The 22,389-nt window shown below is 56.4% G+C and carries 11 protein-coding genes and 1 pseudogene; 6 read left to right on the top strand and 6 right to left on the bottom strand.

All coding sequences use genetic code 11. The features are described from left to right. The 5 genes and pseudogenes from NR101_RS10050 to NR101_RS10030 all read right to left on the bottom strand — a co-directional run. Window positions 1-1,027 (bottom strand): annotated as a pseudogene (locus tag NR101_RS10050) (IS3 family transposase); the annotation flags it as partial. Window positions 1,028-1,389: 362 nt separating this feature from the next. Further along, window positions 1,390-2,109 carry a hypothetical protein gene (locus NR101_RS10045; RefSeq protein WP_256776798.1) on the bottom strand — a complete coding sequence of 240 codons (720 nt, stop codon included), beginning with the start codon at window positions 2,107-2,109 and terminating at the stop codon, window positions 1,390-1,392. Beyond that, entirely contained in the window at window positions 2,106-5,546 is a 3,441-nt protein-coding gene (locus NR101_RS10040) for an ATP-binding protein (RefSeq protein WP_256776797.1), read from the bottom strand. The genes NR101_RS10045 and NR101_RS10040 overlap by 4 nt, the downstream gene beginning before the upstream one ends. Window positions 5,547-6,435: 889 nt before the next feature. After that, window positions 6,436-8,676 carry a S8 family peptidase gene (locus NR101_RS10035; RefSeq protein WP_256776796.1) on the bottom strand — a complete coding sequence of 747 codons (2,241 nt, stop codon included), beginning with the start codon at window positions 8,674-8,676 and terminating at the stop codon, window positions 6,436-6,438. Beyond that, complete coding sequence (locus NR101_RS10030; RefSeq protein WP_256776795.1) at window positions 8,639-9,685, bottom strand: ATP-binding protein; 1,047 nt, start codon at window positions 9,683-9,685, stop codon at window positions 8,639-8,641. Before NR101_RS10030 ends, NR101_RS10035 begins: the two co-directional genes overlap by 38 nt. 337 nt (window positions 9,686-10,022) lie before the next feature. Between NR101_RS10030 and NR101_RS10025 the strand changes: the two genes are divergently transcribed. Next, a complete protein-coding gene (locus NR101_RS10025) occupies window positions 10,023-10,247 on the top strand; it encodes a hypothetical protein (protein ID WP_256776794.1) in 225 nt (74 codons plus the stop codon). A gap of 172 nt (window positions 10,248-10,419) precedes the next feature. Next, window positions 10,420-11,064, top strand: a complete 645-nt coding sequence (locus NR101_RS10020; protein ID WP_256777735.1) for a hypothetical protein — start codon at window positions 10,420-10,422, stop codon at window positions 11,062-11,064. Window positions 11,065-11,102: 38 nt separating this feature from the next. Here the strand turns inward: NR101_RS10020 and NR101_RS10015 are convergent, their stop codons facing one another. Beyond that, window positions 11,103-13,334, bottom strand: a complete 2,232-nt coding sequence (locus tag NR101_RS10015; protein WP_256776792.1) for a hypothetical protein — start codon at window positions 13,332-13,334, stop codon at window positions 11,103-11,105. Between the two features lie 217 nt (window positions 13,335-13,551). On the opposite strand from NR101_RS10015, the gene NR101_RS10010 reads away from it, so the two are divergent. The 4 genes from NR101_RS10010 to NR101_RS09995 all read left to right on the top strand — a co-directional run bounded on the left by NR101_RS10010 (window position 13,552) and on the right by NR101_RS09995 (window position 20,363). Next, window positions 13,552-15,117 carry an AAA family ATPase gene (locus tag NR101_RS10010; protein ID WP_256776791.1) on the top strand — a complete coding sequence of 522 codons (1,566 nt, stop codon included), beginning with the start codon at window positions 13,552-13,554 and terminating at the stop codon, window positions 15,115-15,117. Next, window positions 15,102-15,902, top strand: coding sequence for an AAA family ATPase (locus tag NR101_RS10005; protein ID WP_256776790.1), 801 nt, complete (start codon window positions 15,102-15,104; stop codon window positions 15,900-15,902). Before NR101_RS10010 ends, NR101_RS10005 begins: the two co-directional genes overlap by 16 nt. A 1,022-nt stretch (window positions 15,903-16,924) precedes the next feature. Beyond that, a complete protein-coding gene (locus NR101_RS10000; protein WP_256776789.1) occupies window positions 16,925-19,318 on the top strand; it encodes a hypothetical protein in 2,394 nt (797 codons plus the stop codon). Next, the gene (locus NR101_RS09995) at window positions 19,308-20,363 is read left to right on the top strand and encodes a hypothetical protein (RefSeq protein ID WP_256776788.1); all 1,056 of its coding nucleotides are present in this window, start codon (window positions 19,308-19,310) and stop codon (window positions 20,361-20,363) included. The genes NR101_RS10000 and NR101_RS09995 overlap by 11 nt, the downstream gene beginning before the upstream one ends. Window positions 20,364-22,389 lie beyond the last annotated feature (2,026 nt).

Genomic DNA, 22,389 nt, shown 5'->3' with positions numbered 1-22,389 from the left:
CGCGTACTTCTTCCTGAAGATCCGGGCGGCCTTCCCCGGAGTTGGGTGAAGAACCAGATTTTTTTCGGTCGTTCCTCGTTGTATTCCCGCCGCCAGGACTCGATGTGGGTGCGGTCGTGCAGCAGTGTGGCAAACCAGTGCTCGTTGGGGCGTTCGTCGCGTAGGCGGCCGTTGAAGCTCTCGATGTAGGCGTTCTGATTTGGCTTGCCTGGCTGGATCAAGCGCAACTGCACACCTCGCTCATGAGCCCACGCCACCATCGCCTTGCCGCAAAGTTCCTTGCCGTTGTCGGTCCGGATCACCTGCGGCGGGCCTCGGCCTAGTGCCAGCCGAGCCAGCACCCGGGCCACGCCGTGGCCAGATATGGTCCACTCCACCTCGATTGCCACCGCCTCGTGCCTAGCATCGTCGACAATGGTCAGCGCCTTGAGCACACGCCCCTCGGCATTGCGATCGAACACAAAGTCCATCGACCAGACCTGGTTGACTGCCTCCGGCCGAAGCAACGGTTGCCGCTCGCCCAGCAGCACCCTCTTACGCTTGCGCCAAAGCACCTACAGCTTGGCGTCCCGATACAGGCGTTCTACCCGTTTATAGTTCACCAGCCACTGTTCCTGCCGTAGCTTCAGGTAGTTCATCCCTACGCCGTAGCATCTGTGTCGCTGTGCCAGCGCCAGGACCCGCTCGCGCAGTTCGACATTGCGATCAGGGTGCGGGACGTAGCGCAGTGCGCTCACGCTCATCCGTACGACGGCCAATGCCCGTCGCTAAGCCAACCCTCGCCCCATCAAATGCCGCACCAGCGTACTGCGCGCCGGTACGCTCACCACTTTTTTCGCAGGGCATCCTTGATGACGTCCTTTTTCAGCAACTGTTCGGACAGCAGCTTCTTCAGTCGTGCATTTTACACCTCCAACTCCTTGAGCCGCTTGGCCTCCGGCACACTCATGCCGCCGAACTTGCTGCGCCATAGGTAGTAGGACGCCTCACTGAACCCGTGTCGGCGGCATAGGTCTTTCACCGCCATGCCGGCCTCTGCCTCACGCAGGAAGCCGATGATCTGTTCTTCGGGCTTTTCAACAGACGAATGTCTGGTCAAAGCGCCTCTTCATGTCCAATCTCCGTCTCGTTGGGGATTGAACTCCAATTCACCGTGCTACTAAAAACTGGGGGGGGACGTCGCAGATACCGTGTCCCAAGATTGACGCTAGGCTGGTGAAGATGGAATGGGACGAGCAATCTTAACGAAGGGGGAGCTGCATCAGGCTCACGGTGCCAAGGGCCTACCTCGTGTCCGATCTCCATTTAGTAGCATACCCCTGCCTCCGGTACTCGTGCCGGAGGCAGGCGGCACATCGGGTCTGCACCCTCTCAGTAGGAGAGATTAGATCATTCGGGACCACCGAAAGCATTCACCATTGCCTTCCGAATGCTACGACGAAGACCTTCGGTGGCAGCGTCTCTATCGATGAAGCATCGCGCATTCCCTCGCCAAGTATCGAGGTGGATGGACCTAAATGCCTTTGCGTCAAACCCCTTCAATCCTATCTCTTCGGCTACGTTGCTAACAATCTCATCTAACTGGTGGGGCTCCCACGTTTCTTCCAAACTATGCACTACCCGCTCGATCAGTTGCGCCCGGTCTCCAGGATCTTGGGTTGACTCCTTCCACGCACTGGCCACTGCGCTAAGCATGGACCGAGTAATCTGGCATAGCTCCTCGGCGGCGCTAGCAATGCCTTCGCCCTTGGCCGTCGCATCAGCAATCCACTGGCGGGCCATCTCCTGCTTCTTCAGATTGCCCTTACTCGGCGGAAGGTTGTGGACCTTGTAAGTGCGGAGATTCTGGACTACGCGTGCCGAACTCTCATACTGATTTGTTTGCTCGGGTTCGCGAGTCTTAAGCATCGCCTTGCATTCCTTGAGAACATCCGCAGCGGCCTCATAGAAAAATCCATAGCACCAAACGACGAGCCTGGTGAAATATAGCTCGTCCGGCGGCGGTGCTGGGGTCTCGAGAGTCATTGGGTGTATGACCACTCGACCCAAGTCCCCATTGACCATCTCGGTGAAAGCTATGGCCTCCTGTTGGAGGTGCATGAAGGTCATCGTCCGAGCCTCCGCAAACCGCCCGGCGGATCTGCCAGGGGGCCTCGATAGTTGAAGGCAATGTGGAAGTTAGACACCGTACGTCCGAACGATATTTCAACACTCGGAAAATAATCCGCTATCAGATCAATGATTCCCAAGCCATCGACGCGAACTTGGAAGCGTCCTGCGCTGAGTTGCTTTTCGACGACGCCACGATACATAAGCGGAACGCCATTGTCGTCGGTAAGCACATGACGAGCGGAAACACGCTGCGAATCGGCAAACTCGGTGTCTGAAGCCAGTTCGGCCCACAGGTCTCTACTTGCTCTCTCATTGCCCTCCAACCATTTCGCAACGGCGCGCAGGTAGCGATACTTAGTTGCCAGCCTGTCTTCTCCCAGCAGTGCCATATCACCCACAATGCTTTGGACCATCTCTCGGAAATCGCTGGACGCCGGGAACGATTGGCGTAGCCCGCGCATGAACCACTTTCGTGTCCGGACGGCCCATTCCATCTCTAGAAGGAGGCGCAGACAGCGCTCGTCCTGAGATATTTTGTTGTAGTGCTGCCGGAGATAGCCAATGCACCGATGCGCATCGGTGACGTCCTGGGCAGTCGGTTCGGTCTGCGGCAAGATTTGTGGAGCTAGGTTTCGCGCGCGGATATAGTAGCCGGCAGTGGAGCCGGCTTGATCCAGCCGGGCAAACGCATCGTCCGAAAGCGAATGGTCGCCAATTGCCGTGCCTGCGCCCAGACGTCGAACCTGAAATTTCTGCAGTTGTGTTTGATCGAGGGTGCTCTCGTCCACGCCATCGATGGTAGATCTTAGATCTGCAGCGATCTCAAGGCGCTGCATCTCCGTCAAGCTGCTCTGTATGTTAAGGATGCCGATGGGCATCCAAAGAGAGACATCAAGTGAGAATGAAGAGTCTCGACGGGCCTTCGCCATCGTCGCTGCATCGTGTGCTGCCTTGTAGGCGGACCAAGCCCCGGAATTCTGGCCATTCTCAACAGCATCGGTAGCGAAGAATCCGTATGACGCAGCACGCTCATTCCAAAGATTGTCGATCGTCTGCCGTGCCGCATAAAGACCTGACGAGCCCTGTTGGTTCACGCGGGCGAGCGCCTCGTCTACTACGCTGACCGCTTCGTTCAACAAAGCAGCCTTTGCAGGTTGGTCGATGCTCTTGTGTGTTCGCAAGTAGTGTCTGCGAAGAACTGACTCCTGCAGCATCAGTCGGGCATTCGGTATCGTCTTCTCTCGCAGATTTGTCAGGGATCGTGCAATCTGCGCATAGCTCTCTTTGTAACGGGGGCCTTCTGGACCATCCGGCCCAGCCGCATGGACCAAATCAGCGACATAGGAAGTTTCATCGTTGCCTTCAGGACCCGAGCGTGCGGCTGCCTCGATCAGGGTGCTAATGGCGTCAGCTTCACGCGTTGGGCTACCGAACCGTGCTTCACAGATAAGACGGGCTTCAATCTGCAATCGCGCCATGACCAGGACATCGCTCTGCTCTTCGTCGGCATAGATCCAACGGAACAGATCTTGGTCTCGGATGAGTTCCAATAGAGTATCGATACTATACGTATCGCTGCTGCCATTACTTGCGCCAACGGCACGCAGCACGATGCTCAATGGAACTGGCTTGTGCAGGCGACTGCTGACCATAACCAAATCGATGGCGCGTGCCTCCGGTGAATCAGACGGTCCGTCTGGGCCGGCGTCTGGCAAAAACTGCGTGGTATCTACCGGGAATCCAGCAGCCATCAACGCTAGGGCCAGAGGTCCTGGTTCCGGCGGCGTGATCTTTGCAGCCCTCTTCCTTAACTGATGACGCGTCTGATCAACTTCTCTGCCAAGGCCCTCGGAAAGGCGGCCTCGGCTATGCGGCAATAGCCGATAGAAGCCGGCGAGAGCGTATTGATTGCCACTCTCTTTCTTGACCCTTCCGACCATGGATTCAGCGAATCTTTGGGTGAGGTCGACGAGGCTTTTTTGCTCCTTAGGGTCAAGTAGCGCTCGCGCTTCGACAAAGCGATGCGGGGCTTTAGCGTCAAAGGTAAGTCGATACGATGATCCCACCACCACCACTCGATGGCCCACACTTCGGAGGCCACGCAAAAGATCGTTGTAGCGGGCAACGGGTGACATCGTGTCCACAAGAAGCAGGGTGACGCCCTGCTGCTCATCCACCGCAGTGAGAAAGTCACTAATATCGGATGCCTGCGGCACGCGGCGGCTAAAGAAGAGAACCGCGTGCCCGTGACTCTTTGCATGGACCGCCAGTCGCGCAAGAGCAATGGTCTTTCCCACGCCGGACTGACCATGCAAGATGATCGGCGAAGCCGAGTGGTGTTGTTCTAGGGCTTGATTGACGCGCTTCTGGAGCACACTCTCGAACGCGCGCTCAATCGCGAATCCACGCTGCGCGCCATCCGCTATCTTGCGAAAATTTGTAGAACCAGCATGAAACGCTTCGAACTCTAGCTCTGTCTCGCTTGATGAAAGTGGCTCTGGCGCTGCGATCCACGAATCGTCAACCAGCACTGCTGAGGCTTGCGTCACTAGTCGGAGGTTAGGAGTAGTCTTGATGCTGCGACCACCCTTAAGCGTGACGACTTCCGGATCATCCCAGCGTGCCGGATCAGGGACCCCTACGATTTCAATTAGTTCATTGACTATGGCCCCCAGCGAGCGAGGGTCACGGAGAATCACCCCCTTGCTAACGAGATCTCCAAAAACGACCTCGTCATCCTCAGAAAAAGTCGGTTCGGGTCCGCACCACAGAACGCCATTGGTTGGCGCGCCGGAAACTGCCGCCAGGAGATCCTCGGCGCGGAGCCAGTCAGCTTGGGGGTCGTAGCCGTCGATTACTATGAGGCCCAGAGGAGTCACTGTCTCTAGGACGCGCCGGAGCATCGCCGAGGCCTGGTTCATACGTCGCTGTGAGAGCGACTGGCGATTCGCTGGGGGCCTCAGACTATCAACCTGACGGCCCGCCTGACCAAATAGGTAATAGAACGGCGGACGCCGGGTGTTGCGTAGGACGCGAGGCGCAGGCTCGCTTTGCAGTATTACTTCCGGTTCGCGGCCTTCGCCTGCCAGGCAGTTCGCCAGTCCGCTGTCAATTGAGGATGTATAGACTGCGCCCCAAGGCGCGCGGGCGGCCTCGATCAGCAACTGCGAAGCCGGGCGGTTGCGAAAGCGCTCGGCGAGCCAGTCGTAAAACTCCGCGCCCAAAGGTTCGTTGGTGAGTAGCGACTTCCATGACTGACCTGACACTCGGTTCGCATGATCGAGCGCTCGCTCGACTACAGGGTCAGGCCTTGATGGCGACCAGCCTGCCTGCTGCCCCCAAATCGATACCAGTGGCGCACCTTCGAACCACCGTGTTCTGAGCAGCTCCTGACCTGCGCTCAGGCCCTCATTCTTCTGCATTTCCAGCGACATGTGGACTAGCTACTCCTGTTATCAATCCCTGTTTCCCGGGTGTTCACCGGGAGGCGCTTACCTTCTTTCGAAGGTTAGGTAAGTCTCGGCCGCGATGGAGAGAAAAAGCTGCCATGTCCAGCAGTGTGCCACTCTCACGACTTTCCCGACACACTAGCTAACATCCGGGTGTGGACATCGATCGGCTCAACGACTTGGATCCCCAATCGCATCTCGCTATGGTGCCCTGCTAACAGCCTATCCCGTTCAGAACTAGTTGGTTCCAGATTGCACTTGAAGTTGTAGTCTTCCTGGAGCCAGACCTAGCTTGCTAGAGTGCGATGGCGATGCTGCAGCTTCGCCATCCAACTGGCTGTGCACTGATCTAGTTCAGTGTCTAGTTGTTCATCGCAGGCCCCTTCTGCCGCGCTTTCGTCGCTGCCCATGGAGGCGCTCGGCTTCGTACTTACAGTTTTGCCGGTGGGCAACCCAGACGGCACCTGCCGTTACCGCGACGCTGCAGAGGACAACTAGCCCCGCGAAGAGAGTCATTAATTAGCCCAAGAGATGGTCAATCTCAGGTGTGTTTGTGCACAAACTGTAGACAGCGCTGTGCCAAAAGTGGGGCGCGCCTCCTCGTACACCATTGATGTCATTAGTCATTTCTACACAGTTTATGCGGTAGTCAGAAGATGCACAGCCTATGAGCACACTAGGCACGGCGAGGACGACCGCGCCTTGTCCGCTAACAGGGAGAGGGTGGCGGCGATCAAAACTGTCGAGGTTACTGCTATCTCACCAGTCTCCTTGAAAGCATTCCCCGCGCTTTTGGCGCGTTGAATAGTGACCAGACAGGTCACTGCCTCCCTGCTGAGACAGAGAGATAGCTTGGCGAACCTTTAGCTGAACCTCACGTCGGAATAGTTGCCGGCAGCTCTGCTATCGGCAGCAGTGGCTTCAGCTGAGAGTATGCCTCCAGTACGCGCTCATAGATGTCTGGATGGCGGGTTGAACTAACGGTGACCACCAGCGCGTAACTAAGCTGCGGAAGATGAGCAGGAGCCGCGCTACGCCCAGGTTCGCGTGCCATGTAGTGGACATCAAAGACAGGACGCTTGAGCGACGACGCCAACTTGGTTAGTGAGGCATCACGAACCGTATCCCATTTCAACGAGTCACTACGCAAGGCCTGCTCTGGATTTGCGCCAATCCCCTCAAAGAAAGGATCGGAAGCCGGGAACTTCGGGTCAGGCTTCCAATCAGGTTTTGGCTTGGAGGGACGCTTGAACTTCTCGGCATGCGGTCGGAAAGTTACACCAAGCCCGGCTCTTGTGTAGTCGCCCGGAGAATTGGGATCAGTCTCGCACAGATAGCAGAACGTAGCCCGGATCGTGATTTTCCCGCTTAGTCCCGATTCTGGAACTGGGATGGGAACTCGACGCACCTTGGATGGATCGAGCTTGCCAAGATATAGGATACGCACACTGTTATCAGCACAGACAGTGATATCAGCAATGTCTGAGGGGGCCAGACCCCAGCCGACCTCTTGGCGAGGGTGTTCGCCGCGCTCAGACGCGTGGATTAGAAGAGCGCGTACCGCCAGTGGCGTGAACGAGCGGCCGAAATGGGCACGTACCGCCGTTGCCATGCGCATGACCGCAGGAGTGGCAAAGCTCGTACCGGTGCTCTGAACAAGATGACCTCCTGGGAAGAGGAATCCAAATCGATCCTTATCTACACCGCCGAAGTGCACCAAGTCTGGTTTTACCAAGCCAGGTGAGCGGCCTGGCCCGATGGAACTGTATGGCGCACGTCGCCATCCCGGACCATTGCTGTCGCTGGCACCGATGGCCAGCGCGTTGACGCAATCACTCGGAATCTGAATTCTGTTGTGTGGTGCCGGCTGATCACCGTCATTGCCAACCGCGATGGTGCCGAGGATGGATGACTGATGAAAGTGATCATCGAGCAACGTCGTCCAGGCGCTGATCTTGTCTGGGCCGGTTATTTCCTCAGGCCCAATGCTGAGTGAGACGAACTCATAAGCCGTAGAGCTCAATACCTTCTCTATGTACAGCATGACGCTATATAGCCCACGGTCTGTGGTCTTCTCGCCAATGCAACGATAGTGATCGACGTGGCAGTAGGGCCGCACCTGTAAGCCTGGCTTCATGTGTCCAAATAAGAGCGCGGAGGTGACTGCCATGCCATGAGCCATACCCTCATCGGTTGCATCACCAATCTCGTCACCCGGGGTCGGCTCAATGCGGCTAGCCCATTTCTTGAAAGGATGATCTAGAGGCAAGCCTCCATCGAATACTGCGACCCTGCAATCTGGGTCGACCGGGCCATCAGCGGGAAGAATGACCGAGGGAGTGATACGACTTGAGCGCATCACCTTCGGCGCTTCTACGGGTCGGATCTTCGGCATCGGTCGGATGGCGCGAACAAAGGAGAAGTCAGCCAGCTTGCTGGCAGCCTCTGCTGTCCCGACCGCTTCCAAGAACCACAGCCCGCGCGCTTGATAGCTCCGCTCCGATAGGGCCAAGCCGCACTCGGCGGCAAACGCATTGAACTGCTCTTCCCAAGTGAAGTCCCTGAGGGGGTCGTAGTGCATCACAACCTCAAGGATAGATCGCGCCTTCGGAAGCTTCGTCTGGATCCGTTCTCGCCGGGTCTGCGGCTCGATATGCTCAATTTTGATTACGTCTTTTGCCAGTGGGTCGTCGGCTGCTATCTCGGCCACCCTGCCGGCAAGCTTGTGAAATGACTCCCTTTTCCCCGCAAGGAACAGTGTCGTGGACGCCGCTCCACCAGGGAGGTCATGGCCGCGGCCTCGGCGCGGCTTGACGAAGGCCGGCATGCTTCCAACGAACCGAAGGCCCGCTTCGGCTATTAGGCCGCCTGGGAAGGCTGAGCGGGAGTAATAGCTAGGATGGAGAGTCACCATGGATACTACGTTGCCTTCTGGGCAGGCCGCATCCGGTAGCCAGTCGAAGTCATCAGCCTGCGCTTCCAGCATGGGCGCAAGATGACTCCGCTGGACATCGATGGTGTAAGGGGGCTCGCCGGAACCTTTCTTCTTCGGATAGAACCCAGGGGTGCTTAGCGTTTCACCCAAGCCCAACAGGAACTTCGTCTGTTCCGCCATCTCTGCTCACTCCTTGCAAAGCACTTTTGAGTGTATCGCGGGCGATCTTGGTGATCCGACTCGCTTCGCGCTGGGGTAGTTTTACATCCTGAACTAGGCTAACAGCGACGCGTTTCCTCGCTTCCTTGGACATGGCGTCGATTTTTTCCTGCACGATTTCTTTGATGGCGCTCGCGCCTTCTTTCTGGCCACCCAGAACTGCTGAGCGACGGACTTTGTTCAGATCGCGCACGAAATCACTGTAAGACGTATCGGCCAGAACCTCTGCCAACAACGTCGTCCAGCCAGCTGGCATTTTGGCTGAACCATTGCTGCCCAAACTATTACCAAGGGCCGAGAGCTGCAAGGCATCGGGCCGAGGGAAGTTGATTGTCTGTTCAAATCGTCTGATCACGGCTGTATCGAGCAACTGCACGTGATTTGTCGCAGCGATCATCAAGTGAGTTGACGGCCACAGATCGATTTCCTGAAGAAGAACCGTGACCAGGCGCTTGAGCTCACCAATGTCGCCACTGTCATCTCGTCGCTTCGCAATGGCATCGATTTCGTCCAGAAGGAGCACGCAGGGCGTGCGCTTGGCGTACTGGAACACCTGCCTGAGGTTGTTGCCCGACTTGCCCAGCAGGGAGCTAAGGATCGTTGCCAGATCCAGAATAACCAGTGGCAGGCCCAGTGCCGCCGCGACCTCTCGGGCGCTCTCGGTCTTGCCAACGCCAGGGGGACCGCAGAACAGCACGCTCTTCGGTGCCGAAAGACCGTTCTCCTGAAGACGGAGAAGTCCCTTTCGCTCAGCAACCAGCTGCCGGACCTGACGATCCACGGCGGGGTCCCAGATCAGGGTATGCAGCGGTCTGGGCTCATCTTCGATTCGGACCAAGTCCAGATTGGAGTCAGGATCAGTCGGCGGCATGAAGGGGCCGCCACTATCAAGTCGACGGGTTGCCCGAGCCGTCACGCTTCCCCCGACAGCCCCTAATGGGAAAACAACCTGCTGCAGGAGCTCAGCCAACTCGTCTCCTTGGGAGCGGAGCTGGCGGATGAGCCGCAGGGCCTGAATCTTAACGCGCTCAGTGTCGCCCGCTGCGCCAAGGCGGGCAAAGTGGACCAATTCGCTCCGGAAATCGTCGGCCGGGCTTTTAGATTGCATAACTCATTGATCCGAAATGTATTTTTTATGATTGTCGCTGGACTAGTCCCCGGAGTGTTGCATAGCCGCAATGCTTGTGCAATCTTAGACATCGGAAAGAACCACCGGATAACGCATCAGCGTTTAGGCTTCATTGGTCAGCGTTGCGTATCGTCGCAATCGGCACTAGCTCGTGGTTCATAGGGAGCACGTAAGCCTCATGAAAACAGTCAATAGCAAAGCAACGCTTTCAACGAGGGCAGAAGAATTGCTGTCTTCGCGCGATGGCGCACGCGACGTTATGAAGATCGTGATCCGATCGCAGACCTGTCCGAAGAACGCTCGTAATGCCTCAACCGCTTTACGTAGCAAGTCAGGCATGTACATCCTGACCGAGCGCCCGAAAGTTAGCGGGCGGACCAAGAAATTGGCACAAGGGGTCTGACTGAGTGGGGCTGAGCCTTTCGGTTCTAGTCGCCCTCGTTTTGCTTCTACCTGGAGCCGCTTTCGTATTTGCAGTCACCAGGCTTCACAGCCCTACTGCACCCTCAACCGGATTAGAGCAGCAGCTCAGCCTGGGCTTGGCTGTCGCACTGGTGGCCGCCATCTGCGGTCACATGATGCTGCTGTCCTCCCTGCACGCCGTCGCGTGGTTCTGGCCTTCTTCGCACCGACCAGACTTGTTGTCAGTCATACAGCTGCTTGGAGGCCACACCGCACCGGCCGCCGCCGCCCCCCGAGCATTGAGCGAACACCCATTCTGCGTGGGTGGTTACGTCGTGGCCTGCACAGCGTTGATGTGGGGTCTTGGCAAGTTCGTCAACAGGCGTATGACCAAGAAAGATCCCGCTGACTGGTATCAGTTGCTTCGCCCTGCAGATGTGGACTTTGTCGTGCTTACTGCGGACTTCACCATGGGAGGCCAGGTCATTCTCTTCAAGGGTGTGGTACTTGAGTTTCGGACCTCCCGGTCTGGCGATCTTGAGCGAGTCGTGCTCGGAATTGCAGCAAGGAAGCCGCTCGCCATTGCCGGGCTACCACCTCCTGAAGCCCACCCTGAAGAGGTCGATAAGAACGACGATGATGACGCCGGGCGGTCTCTTGGTCACGGCTGGATCGAGATCCCAGGCGAGAAGGTTGTCCTACAGATGCGCGATGCAAAGTCTGTGAATCTCGACTACTTCTGGGCTGACTACAACCCACCTGAGCCTGAGCCTGAGGGCGACGGCGACGGCGACGGCGACGATGATAAAGCGCTGTGATCGACGCCAACCCACGCCCTAGCGGCGCCAGGCCAAGCCTAGCGCCAACTGCTGTCACCCAGATCATCGCCCTTAGCCTGGGTGGACCGCTTTGCGTGGAAGGCCTTGGCCTCCTCCCACGTCATTTTGGTCGCCATGGCCATGGCCGCTGACATATCTAGGACATAGACCTCCAGCTCCGGGTCCTGGACCGGGATGCCGATATTAAACTGCCACGGCATCTGCCCCGTTCCTATCGTCCCGTCTTGGGCGAACATCACTGCAGGATGCTTGACCCCCGACTCAAACATAGCCCTCGCTCCTGACTTCAGATAGTCCCAGTCGACGAGGGCGTGAAAAGGCGGTCGCGTGGTATGCAAAACCGGAGGAATGATCGAATCAATACCGGGTAGAACGACAGAGGCGAATGACTCGAGCAGCACCTGATCATTGAGCTCGGCGGTGAGTACGCTGCCGCTGTCGCACCAACCCTTTGCTTCACGCTCATCCAATCCCGCAAGTTTCATCAGCTCCAAGAAGGAGGCTGACCGAAATGCCAGCCCTTGACTGCCGTGCGCTTGACGCAGCGCGAACTCCAGGACCCGACGTGCGCTGCTAGCCGCTTCTCTAACGGCGGGCCCTCCATACGGATCAGCAGCAGCGTCTTCTATCCAGCCGAAAACAAGCGCGTGGGAACAGCCAACCGCAAAGCATGCTTGATGAGCTGGGTGATCCGAGCCGATCAGCTCAAGTGCAACCCAATCGACCAGCTCTTGGAGTCTCTCCAATCGATGCTCTGATCTGCTCGATAGCGTCGGCATAGGCTTAGTCACCTCTGTAGCGATATCGGACATCTGCAGCATCTCTATCCCGTACCTAACTGCCTCCAACTGCGACCACTCAAGCATAGGCTCAAATGCCGCTGCATGTTGGGCGCTCTGGGATGCCCCGTCTGCGGCAATGCCAAAGTCACCTAAAGCGCGGCCAAGGTCAAATGCCTGCTCGCAACCGATCAGCCCGTTGGGAAAAGGAGTTCCACAAGTCAGGTTAGACACCAAGGTCATCCCAACCACTGGATCAGTCCAGTCAAGTTGACTGGCAGAGATAAATGGCATGTAGTTCTGTCGAGCAGCAGGATTTGCGACGAACTCTCGGGCGTGACGCCCGAGGCTCCCCCAGAAGTCGAACCGAACGGGTACGGCTCTCTGCTTGAAACCGTGGACCTTCACCCCCCAAAGAGAATCGCCCCCAAACTCTGGTTCAAACCTCTCCCTCAAAAGAGTAATCGCAGCTTTGGCAATGCCGTAGAGTGACCGAGGTGCATTGCCTGGCTCAACCTTAGAGCGAAAGTACTGGGTGGCATCCGAAGAACGGTGTGGATGACCGTACTCCGCTGCCCATGCCGACATTGCGTAGGGATCTACCGTGGTCAAAGTCAGGCACCAGCAACCCAAGCCAAGCGCTCCCGCGTCGCGCCACAACATCAAGAAGCCATGCGCCCCTGTCCGATCGCCCTCTCGAGCAATCATCTCCATTGCCGTTAAAACGATCCTGGGCGGATGCCGGTCTTCCTCGTCAACATTCCCCCGGATAGTGCCGGAGTTGCGTCCATCCTCGTCATCTGAGCCCCGATCTTCGTCCACCTTTGGCTGGAGGTAGAGGTCAATGGACGGCAGTGCCTCACCAGGCAAGCCCAAAGCGCCGGTCAAATGCCAAGCTTCGGGAATGTGAACAGCCAAGGAAAAACCACGCGTCGCCGGGGTTACCTTTAAGGCCAGGTAACGCTTTCCAGACCATGCGTTCATGTTTCCAACCGCGTGCGTTAGCAGCGGCGACCAGTTCGCTGCCACAACCACAAACAGGACGTCGAAGCTACCGAGAAACGGCGCTGCGTTTCGAAGCTCCTGCTCGTAGCCAGCTAGCTCGGTGACAGTCTGCCGCTCAGTTTCGGCAGCCCGCTTGACCTCAAAGACAACCATCGTCCTCGTCTCTTGGTTGAAGCACAGTATGTCTGGCCGGAGGATCTCGCCGGTCGTAAGAGAAATACTGGTGTCAATGGAGATAATCTCAAGCGAGCCAAGCTGCTCGAGCACATGAGCAGCTGCTTCAGTCGATGCTCTGCGAGAGAAGTAGTCAATCCCAAATGCCGGAAGGAAGTTCTCTTGGCCAGCCATCTCCGCCACGGCGGAGACGCTCTCGCGCCCTGCCACCTCTTCTAGTAGCGCGCCATCTTGAATCCGCGTTACTAGCCATTTGACAACCTCGGACTCCAAGTCAAACTTCTTGGCCATGCCGGCACACTCCGTTGATAGTAGTCATTTGGAACTGGAGTCTTTGAGATGCGGAATTCAGTCCCTAAGGGCGAGTGATGGGCCTAGCCGGCCTCGCCACTGTTCAGATCATCACATCTGTCGATATATTTGTGAGGTTGCTTCAGGGCTCGGCCGACCCTGCCATCTTAGCGGCCAATCGATACAACCATGGAACAGGCGACACAGGGGGTGTCAGGTGCCGACGATTGAACGATTGATCCTAAAGAACTTCAAGAAGTTCCGAAACTTTGATGTCGCCTTCGACGACAAGATGAATATTCTTGCTGGCGGCAATGAAGCAGGTAAGAGCTCGCTCCTTCAGGCAATAGACATTGCTCTCAGTGCTAGCCGCAGCAAAGTTGAAGCGCTGGGAATTGAAGCAATCTTCAACACGCAGGCCATCTCGGATTTCCTTGGAGGAGATCGAAGCATTACCAATCTCCCCACGCTCATGATCGAGGCGTACTTCAAGGCATTAGACGATCAGGAGTTCGACGGAAGGAACAACAGCCTTCGTCGAGACTACTGCGGTGTCCGGGTGACCTGCGTGCCGCTGGACGAGTACACCGACGATATCAAGAAGGCGCTGGTCGACAGGGACGTGAGCTTCCCTTTTGAGTATTACGAAGTCCGATTCAGAACGTTTGCTGATAAAACGCTGCTTCCCTACCGGAAGCCTCTTAAGCACCTCTTGATCGACAGCTCCCAGATCAACAACGACTACGCTACGCGTGAGTACACCCGCTCGATGTATGTCGCACAGTCGAGCGCCAGCGAGCGGAGCAAGCATGCTTATGATTATCGAAAAGCCAAGCGGGCTTTCCGCGACACATCCTTCAAGGCGATGAACGACACGGTAGTTGACTACAGATTTGATATCCGTAGCAGCTCCAAGTCCAGCATCGAGACTGACTTGGTGATCACCGAGGATGACATCCCGATCGAAGGAAGGGGCAAGGGCCGCCAGTGCTTCATCAAGACCGAATTTGCGCTTCGAAATCGGGAGGCGACGCTCGATCTGCTTCTTCTTGAGGAGCCGGAGAACCACCTGAGCCACGTGCACATGCACAAGTTGATCCAGAGAATCGATGCGTCCAAGGACAAGCAGCTATTTATCGCGACCCATAGCAGCTTCATTGCTACTCGGCTGAACCTGAGGAACGTGATTCTGCTGACAGAGGCTGGCGCTGCCAATCCAGCGTCCTTGCAGGCCCTTACCGATGAGACAGCCAGGTTCTTCATGAAGGCGCCGGACAACAACGTCCTTGAGCTGTCACTTTGTAGTCGGGCGGTCCTTGTTGAGGGGGACGCAGAGTTCATCCTGCTTGGAGCTCTATACGAAGCATGCTCAGGCGGGTCCAACACAGAGAAAGACGGCATTCATGTCATATCCGTCGACGGAACAAGCTTCAAGCGCTACATGGAGCTGGCAAAAGTACTCGACATCAAGGTCGCGGTGGTCCGTGACAACGATGAAGATTACCAAGCGAACTGCGTCGACAATTATAAGGACTTCGTAAGCGAGAAGATTCGGGTATTCGCTGATACCGATCCAGCCAGGAGCACGTTCGAGATCTGCCTCTACCAGGACAACACCAAGTCCTGTGATGGCTTGTTCGGGGCCGGGCGGCGGAGCCTATCCGTTCAGGACTACATGCTCGGCAACAAGACCGAAGCAGCTTTTCGGCTTCTTGAGGAGCATGGCAACACGCTCAAGACTCCCGCCTACATTAAGGAGGCTATCGAGTGGATAAGAGCGTAACGTTTGCTGTAGCGGGTTCCGGAAAAACGTCCATGCTGGTGGCAAATCTGGACCTTGATCGCCGATTCTTGATCGTCACGTACACGGATGGAAACATAGAGAACATTCGCCATAAGATCATCCAGAGGTTCGGCCACGTTCCCAAGAACATCGAGTTATCAACCTATTTCTCGTTCCTTCACAGCTTCTGCTACCGTCCTTTCCTGGCAATGGACAAGCGGACCAAGGGGGTCACCTTCAAGTTCCCACCCCGTTTCCCTGTGTTCAACGCCAAGCAGGATCGTAGGTACATGACGGGCAACAGGTGGCTGTACTCAAATCGGCTTGCAGCATTCGTCGATAGCTCAGGTCTGCTGCCTTCCGTGCGGCAGAGACTCGAAAAGTACTATGACGCGCTCTTCGTCGATGAAGTCCAGGACTTTGCAGGTCACGACTTCAACTTCCTGCTCGAGGTGTCAAAGGCAAATGTCGAGGTCGTCTTCGTCGGAGACTTCTACCAGCACACCTACGACACAAGCCGGGACGGTCCGCTGAACAGAACGCTTCACGATGACTATGGCAAGTACAGGGCCAGATTCGAAGCGGCTGGGCTACGCGTGGACATGGACTTGCTGAAGGCCAGCAGACGTTGCACAACGACCGTCTGCCAGTTCATCAGCGAGCGAATTGGCGTTTCTATCTATGCGGATTCGGAGCGGCACAGCACAGTACGGTTCGAGGAAGATCCGGACGCAGTCCTGCGTCTCTATAGAGATCCGGCGGTGGTCAAGCTCTTCTATCAATAACACTACAGGTACAACTGTGTCTCGCAGAACTGGGGGGGCATCGAAGGGAATTGATCACTACGGCGACGTATGCGTTGTACTGAGTTCTTCCAATGTCAAAGCGTTCCACGCTGAAACCCTGGGCGATCTCAATGCGAGCACGAGGAACAGGCTGTACGTGGCATGCTCCCGAGCAAGAGGAAGCCTCACGTTCATTCCCGAGTCTCTGCTCAGACAGTTCAAACAGAAGTAGGGATGCTTCCCCCGTTGGCCACGAAAATAGTGTGCTGCAGCCCATAGCTTCTCATCTCGTGCATACGGCGCCGGCCGCGTTCCCCGCTTCATAGGCCCAAGACTTCTCGCCAGTATGTAGGTCATCCGCGCATTTGCCGCATGGAGCATCACAAGGTCATCATCACGAGGGCATCGACTCCTGCGCGTAAGCCTTTGATTTGATGGAGCCCATAACCATTTATGGCTCCTAATAGCCTGCCGAACCCGGATCGCTTGCAACGGACCGTGGATTCCGTATGTTCGATGGCATGAGCACCCTTTCGCTACCAAGAGCAGCACTTCAATCCCAATCCGAGGATGAACTGCTAGGGACGATCGTGGATGAGTTTGGACTCTACGTACGTATTGCCGATGCTTGGCAGGCCCTGGGCTTCCGCAGTCTCGAGGCAGCAAGGCGTGCCGCTGTCCAAGGCCGCCTAGGCGTTGACGTGGTGCATATGCCAGGCCGTCGAGGTCGCGTAGTCCCTTCACAAGCCCTCGCCCGCTGGCTCTTCGTGGCCTCAAGAAGCAGGACCCAATAACCTGCTCGTCCTCATTTCCGCAGCGACCGTACAGGAGAGCGCCCATGCGATGAGCTGAGTTCAACCACTATGGTAGAAACAACAAACCCCGGCTTGCAGGCCGGGGCTTGTGTACAGCTAGCGTTTGGATCCGCTGAGCTGAATCTACCCCCGTCCCGTACTTCTTTCAAGTACCCGTAGCGGCCGGGAGGGTGAGGTATTGCCCTCGCCCAGCCAAGGGAGGCCTAGATGACGCCAGATGAACTACAAAACCACCTAAGAACCTTGGATCTTTCCTTAGAAGACCGGGCGTTTGCGTTTGACCTGTACGGCCATGGTGCCGGGCGAACCGTCGGCGCCTATGCACTAGACAATGTGATTGTCGATTTCAGTTCCAAGAAGTGCCGCGCCATACGCAGGCTCGAAAGCCACACCGTTGAGCAGACATACGCCTTAGAGCTAGAGCTGGACCCCGACGTCATATCCTATGTCTGCCAAGTCAAGTGTCACGGCATACGACGAGGACGCCACATAAGCACAGCACACGCAGATTTCTTCGTGATTCGGAGGTCGTATGTTGAGGTGGTCGAGTGCAAGTCGATCACCAAGCTTGATTCGCTAGTTAAAAAGAAGCCAGATGAGTGGATTCGGGAAGACGGCCAGTACCGCAATCTGGCGTATGAGCGATGGGCAGATTCGCATGGCATTACTTACATGGTGCGGGCCACACCTCCTTACAACAGTCGTTATCTCCGGAACCTCCAGTTCATCTATCACAATTGGGATAAGGAGCTTTCCTTCGCTCGCCGCGAGGGATTCACAGAAGTCCAGAAGCGACTCACCGCAGGGCCTAAGAGCATCTCAACGTTGATGGTAGAGATGGCCTGGTTCAATGTCGGAATTGCCGCCGCCCTGCTCGCCGACAAGCTTCTTTTTGGCCCGATAGAACATGTGCCGCTCATAGACGTACGGAATTTCTACCTTAGCCTCAATCCGGAACAGGCGCTGGCCATCGGTGTGGAGTTCAGTAAGGGCATCGACGTTCTCTATCTGGACGCGAGCGATCCAATGTCACTCGCCAGTTCGACCGACGTGGAGAAAGCGGTTGCAAGACTCAAAAAGCTCGACCGGGTCATCGCAAGTGGAGAGCCCTTGCCTCGCCGCATGCGGGCTCTGGAAAGGAAAGTTAGGGCCGCACGCGCGGAGGGGCGCAATCCGCTGCAAGATACGCTTACCAACTATGCGAAGTCCGGGAACAGGTCAAGTCGCCTCACCTCGGAACAGACAGCCGCCGTCAGCGCAACCATCAAGTCCCACTGGTTAAGTGGCTTGGTGACGAGCAAGTCTGATCTTCATCGAGAGCTCGTCATGCAATGTAAAGAGCTCGGCATAGTTGCGCCTGGATATAAGGCGCTCATGAGCCGAGTGAAGCACACGTCCCGAGCGGTTCGCGATCTTGCGGTCGGCGGAAAGCGTACGTATCAGGCAAACAAGCCGCGGTCTGACGCGCGCGTAAGGTCGGGATCCGCACTGGCTGTGCACTCCGTGCTTCACATTGATGCAACAAAGGTCGACCACAGAACGTTCATTCAGGGGCAAGAAGGGCTGGAAGACCAGTGCCCGCTGCTCTACTGCGGCCGCGATGAAGCTTCTGGGCACGTCATGGCGCATGCATTTGTCTTCGGTCCAGCCAGACGGGATGGTGCCCTCATACTTTTGAGGAACTATGTCCGAAAGCACCAGAAGCTCCCTCATTCGATAGTGATCGATCGGGGCTCTGATCTGAAGTCCGCCATAGGTGAGCTCTGCCAGATACATGGAGTAACAATTCTTACGGTGCCGACTGGCGGAAGCCGCTACAACTCTGAGTGCGAGACCATCCAGGGCCAGATCAATGCGATGGTGAGTCATCGGTTGATCGGCAGCACGAAGCCCGATCAGGCGGGAAGAAGCGTCGACGGAAAGTTCAAGAGCCGCTCGACCGCTCGAATGGAGTTCTCGACCACCGAGTCCGAGATCACCGAGCTCCTGTACGGCCTGCTCCCAAGGCTCCCTGGCGCAGATCACTGCGGATCTGGTGAGCGCATGGAAGAACTCATCCGCTTCGCACCTAACTCAGGGCTCCCTATCGTCATGGACGACGACCTGCTTTTCCTCACCTCTGTGAAACTTCAGTCAACGTCTTATGAGAGAACGCGCGGATTCCGCTTCTGCGGAAGAAGCTACACAAATGCAGAACTCTGTAGCCGTCTATCCTCTGAAAGGATTCTGGAGGCGCGTCGGGACCCAGAAGATACAACATTCGTATGGATTCAGACGACTGCCAGGCGCTACATAGCGTGGTGTTCGGAGGTTACCAAGATCGGCCACTACACAGCTGAAGATCGATTGTTCGAGGCATTGTGGGATCAGTTCCTTCGCCCGGAAACGGTCATTAGGAAGGAGGACATCCAGAGGCAGAGCTACGAAAGGACCAGTGCGGCTAATGCAAAACAGCGCTCTTTTGATGCAGGGCAAAGGAAGAGCGAGAACAGTTCGCCTCCTCCTAGGAAGTCAAAGCCGGTCAAAGCGGATGGCGGTCTGAAGATTGACTTCAGTGCTCTTCCTGACCTGGTCACCGAAGGCAGTCGTGATGAGCACTGAATTTCCGTTGGTCAGTCTGCTCTGCAACGAGTCACTTCCCTTCATTCCACACGAACGGTTCGTGACAGCTGAGCGCGAAATGCTTGGATCCATTGCACGCGCGAGGCCCGGAGAGTTCGTATGGCTAATTGCGCCGTCGTGGTCAGGCAAGAGTGAGCTGCGACGTCGTCTTATGCCATCGCTTGCAGGCCGACCTAAGCACTGGCCTATCGGCAGCATCCCCTTGATCTCCGTAAGAGCTGTCCTGAACCAAGGCGACAAGTTCAATCCCAAGGATTTTGCCTTGAGGCTCCATCAGGAGATCACAGAACCTGAGATAGGTTGGCTAGAGCCTGACGCCCATCTTGGCAGTCCCCACAGGTTTGACGAGTCTGCTGAAGAACGCGCGTCCTCTCATTTCTGGCAAGAAGTTCGATCGCGTCGAGCGGAGAGAGAGCTCCGACTCTCTTTTGAAAGAATGGCGAAGGTTCGCGGACTGAAGTACATAGTCATCGATGAAGTCGCAAATATATGTCGAGTCACAAGGACGCAGAGTGCTCGCAACTACATGCTTGGAATCATGGCCCTCATCGAGGAGATCGGCTGCGCGGCGGTCATGTTCGGTACGCATGAGGCCTCTCCCCTCTATGAAGATGCTCAGGAAATCTTCAACCGCTCGGACATCGTCTACATGCGACCGTACAACCTGAAGATGCACCAGGACCTAGTAGCCTACGCCACGTTGGTAAAGGCAATCGGCGCAGGCTTTCCGTTATCCCAGCCCACTTTGCTTCAGGACAACCTGGAGCTGATTGCATTGAATGGGGGAGGAATATTCGGCCCGACTTTAAGATATCTCCGGCGTGCAAATGAGCTGAGGTGCAGAGCTGGATGCTCGAAGCTGACTTCTGACCACCTCAAGTTGGCTTCCGGCACACCAAAGAACCACAGCTCGTTCTGGCGAGACATCGATCATTTCAATCGTCTTGCGAGCTCAAGGCCCACGACGTCACTAGCCGACTACTTGAACATCGGGCCTAGCGCTGACGGTGCGGCCGGCGCATGACAGTTCACATTCCAAACTGGACGAAGCTTCCACCCCTAAAGCTTATTGGGGCTGGGACCTCCGGCACTGAGTCCCTCAGTAGCTACTGCCTGCGGCTAACGACCCTGTGCGCAGTTCCTTGGTCATCGTTTATCGCTCTTCTCGATGCTGCATCAGGGTCTCAGCCAGGCACTTACAACGATTGCTCGAGGCTATCCGGTTCCGGTCCTGTAGTGCATAGGCGAGCGAGAACGCTAGAGCGAATGACTGGTCAGCCACTTCTAGGGGGAACGCTCCTAGGAATTGGTGAGATTGTCTCGGGGAAGTCAGGGACGCTTTTCAAGGGAGCATCTTGGTGTCCAAGATGTCTCGCCGATAGCGTGCAGGAAGACGATCATCCTTACTCGCGTTTGATCTGGCGCTTCGCTGCGTACTCTCACTGCGCCGAACACGGAGCGAGAATTGAAAGCACCTGTCCACACTGCGGCAGTTCGGGGTTCAGAAGGGTGAACGTCTTATCGTGTCCAGCGTGCAAAGGCTCACTCACAGTCGGCGCACGTTTCGATCCTCCAAGCCGTGCTGAGAAATGGACAAATCACTGCGTCGAAGAGCTAATCCAATGGACCGCCGATAACCCCGGTAGGGTTCTGGAGAGATCCAGGCTGTTAGCGTTTGTCCAAGCCGTGGACGATGTTGGCGAGGCCAAGACCCAACGTTACCGGTCACTCAAGACGCATAGAGAGGATTTCGTTCGCTACATGGCATGGCGCGACGCCAATGTCCCGAAATTGAGATTGCGACCAAACATTGGGCGAGTGGACTTGGGGGATCTCCTCAGGGCGGCAGCTAGACAGTGTGTCTCTGTTCTGGACATGTTGCTCAGACCGGCAGAGTGCGCGTCTGCGCTGCTGCCAGGGGTTCACTATTCCGTCGACATCCCACTTGGACGCGCAAATCTTCCCGATGCGTGGATAGCATTCTCCAAGACAATCGAAGCGTTGATCTCAGACACGGCTTGCCTCCTGCCCTCAATGCAGGATTTGGCTCGCACTTGCGGGATTCGTGGCTACGACAGCAGATGTTTTCCCGGGCAGGTTGCCCGCTATTCCGCCCAGCTGCGTATGCAACGTACGCTGTACCGGGACGTTCCACCCCATCGCGTAAATGATGCCTTTCATCAGTCCGTACGACAGCTTAAGGAGGGCCTCACACCGCAGCAGGTGCATGGAGCGACTCAACGATCGTTGCCGGCGAACAGTGAGACTACCTCGAAGATTGTTCGATCAGCATCTATCGTGTATCAGTCCATATTTCTCCTACGTACGCCATGAGGAACGAAGGTGGTGAAGGAGATTGCGGGTGACTTCGCTTTTCAGCCCGAGTATGGAGGCATCGACTTGAATTGAGCGTTCTGCGTCCTTGTCGCTCTAAGTGACTCTCAGATATAGCCTGCATCCTCGTGTCCGCTTTCGGCCAGAAATGGACGCCCGCCCTACCCCCGATAAACATCCCTAATCCTAATGTTGGATAGCAGTTCCCCTACCCTACCCGTTGGGCCAGGGTCCGCTTCCGGCCAAGAGCAGACGTGCACAAGATTTGGCTCAGTAGGAACAGGGACGTAGATCAGGTGCAAGTTGAGCTGGTTCGCGGATCACCGCCCGCCGCCCGCCGCCCGCCGGAGAGGATCACTGGTCAGCAAGAGGCTCACTGGTAATGGTTCGATTTTCGCCACGAACTCAGTGACGATGCAGCCACCCTGCCCGCAAAAGCGGCGCGATTGACCTGTTGAGTGTGCTATTTCTTCACTATGTAGCTATAGCGCCCGCAGTTGTGCGCCTTTGCCTTCGGTAACATTGTCAGTGGCTGAGCTATGAGGCTGGAGCTGTTGTCCGGTTCCCAGTCACTCGCAATGAATACCTTGCAATGACCAGGCTACCTGCCCTCGCCTTTTAGCGTAGCGGTTGTTCGAAATGAATTCGGCACCTGCCAAGCCTACCGAGCATGGTCCTTCGTTGATTTGGGCTGCACCACTCTCATTGAGGCAGAG

It is taken from the genome of Stenotrophomonas sp. Ste86 (genome assembly GCF_024519465.1).
GTDB lineage: Bacteria > Pseudomonadota > Gammaproteobacteria > Xanthomonadales > Xanthomonadaceae > Stenotrophomonas.
The sequence above is the reverse complement of the archived record's forward strand: the minus strand, read 5'-3'. Positions and strand labels throughout refer to the sequence as shown.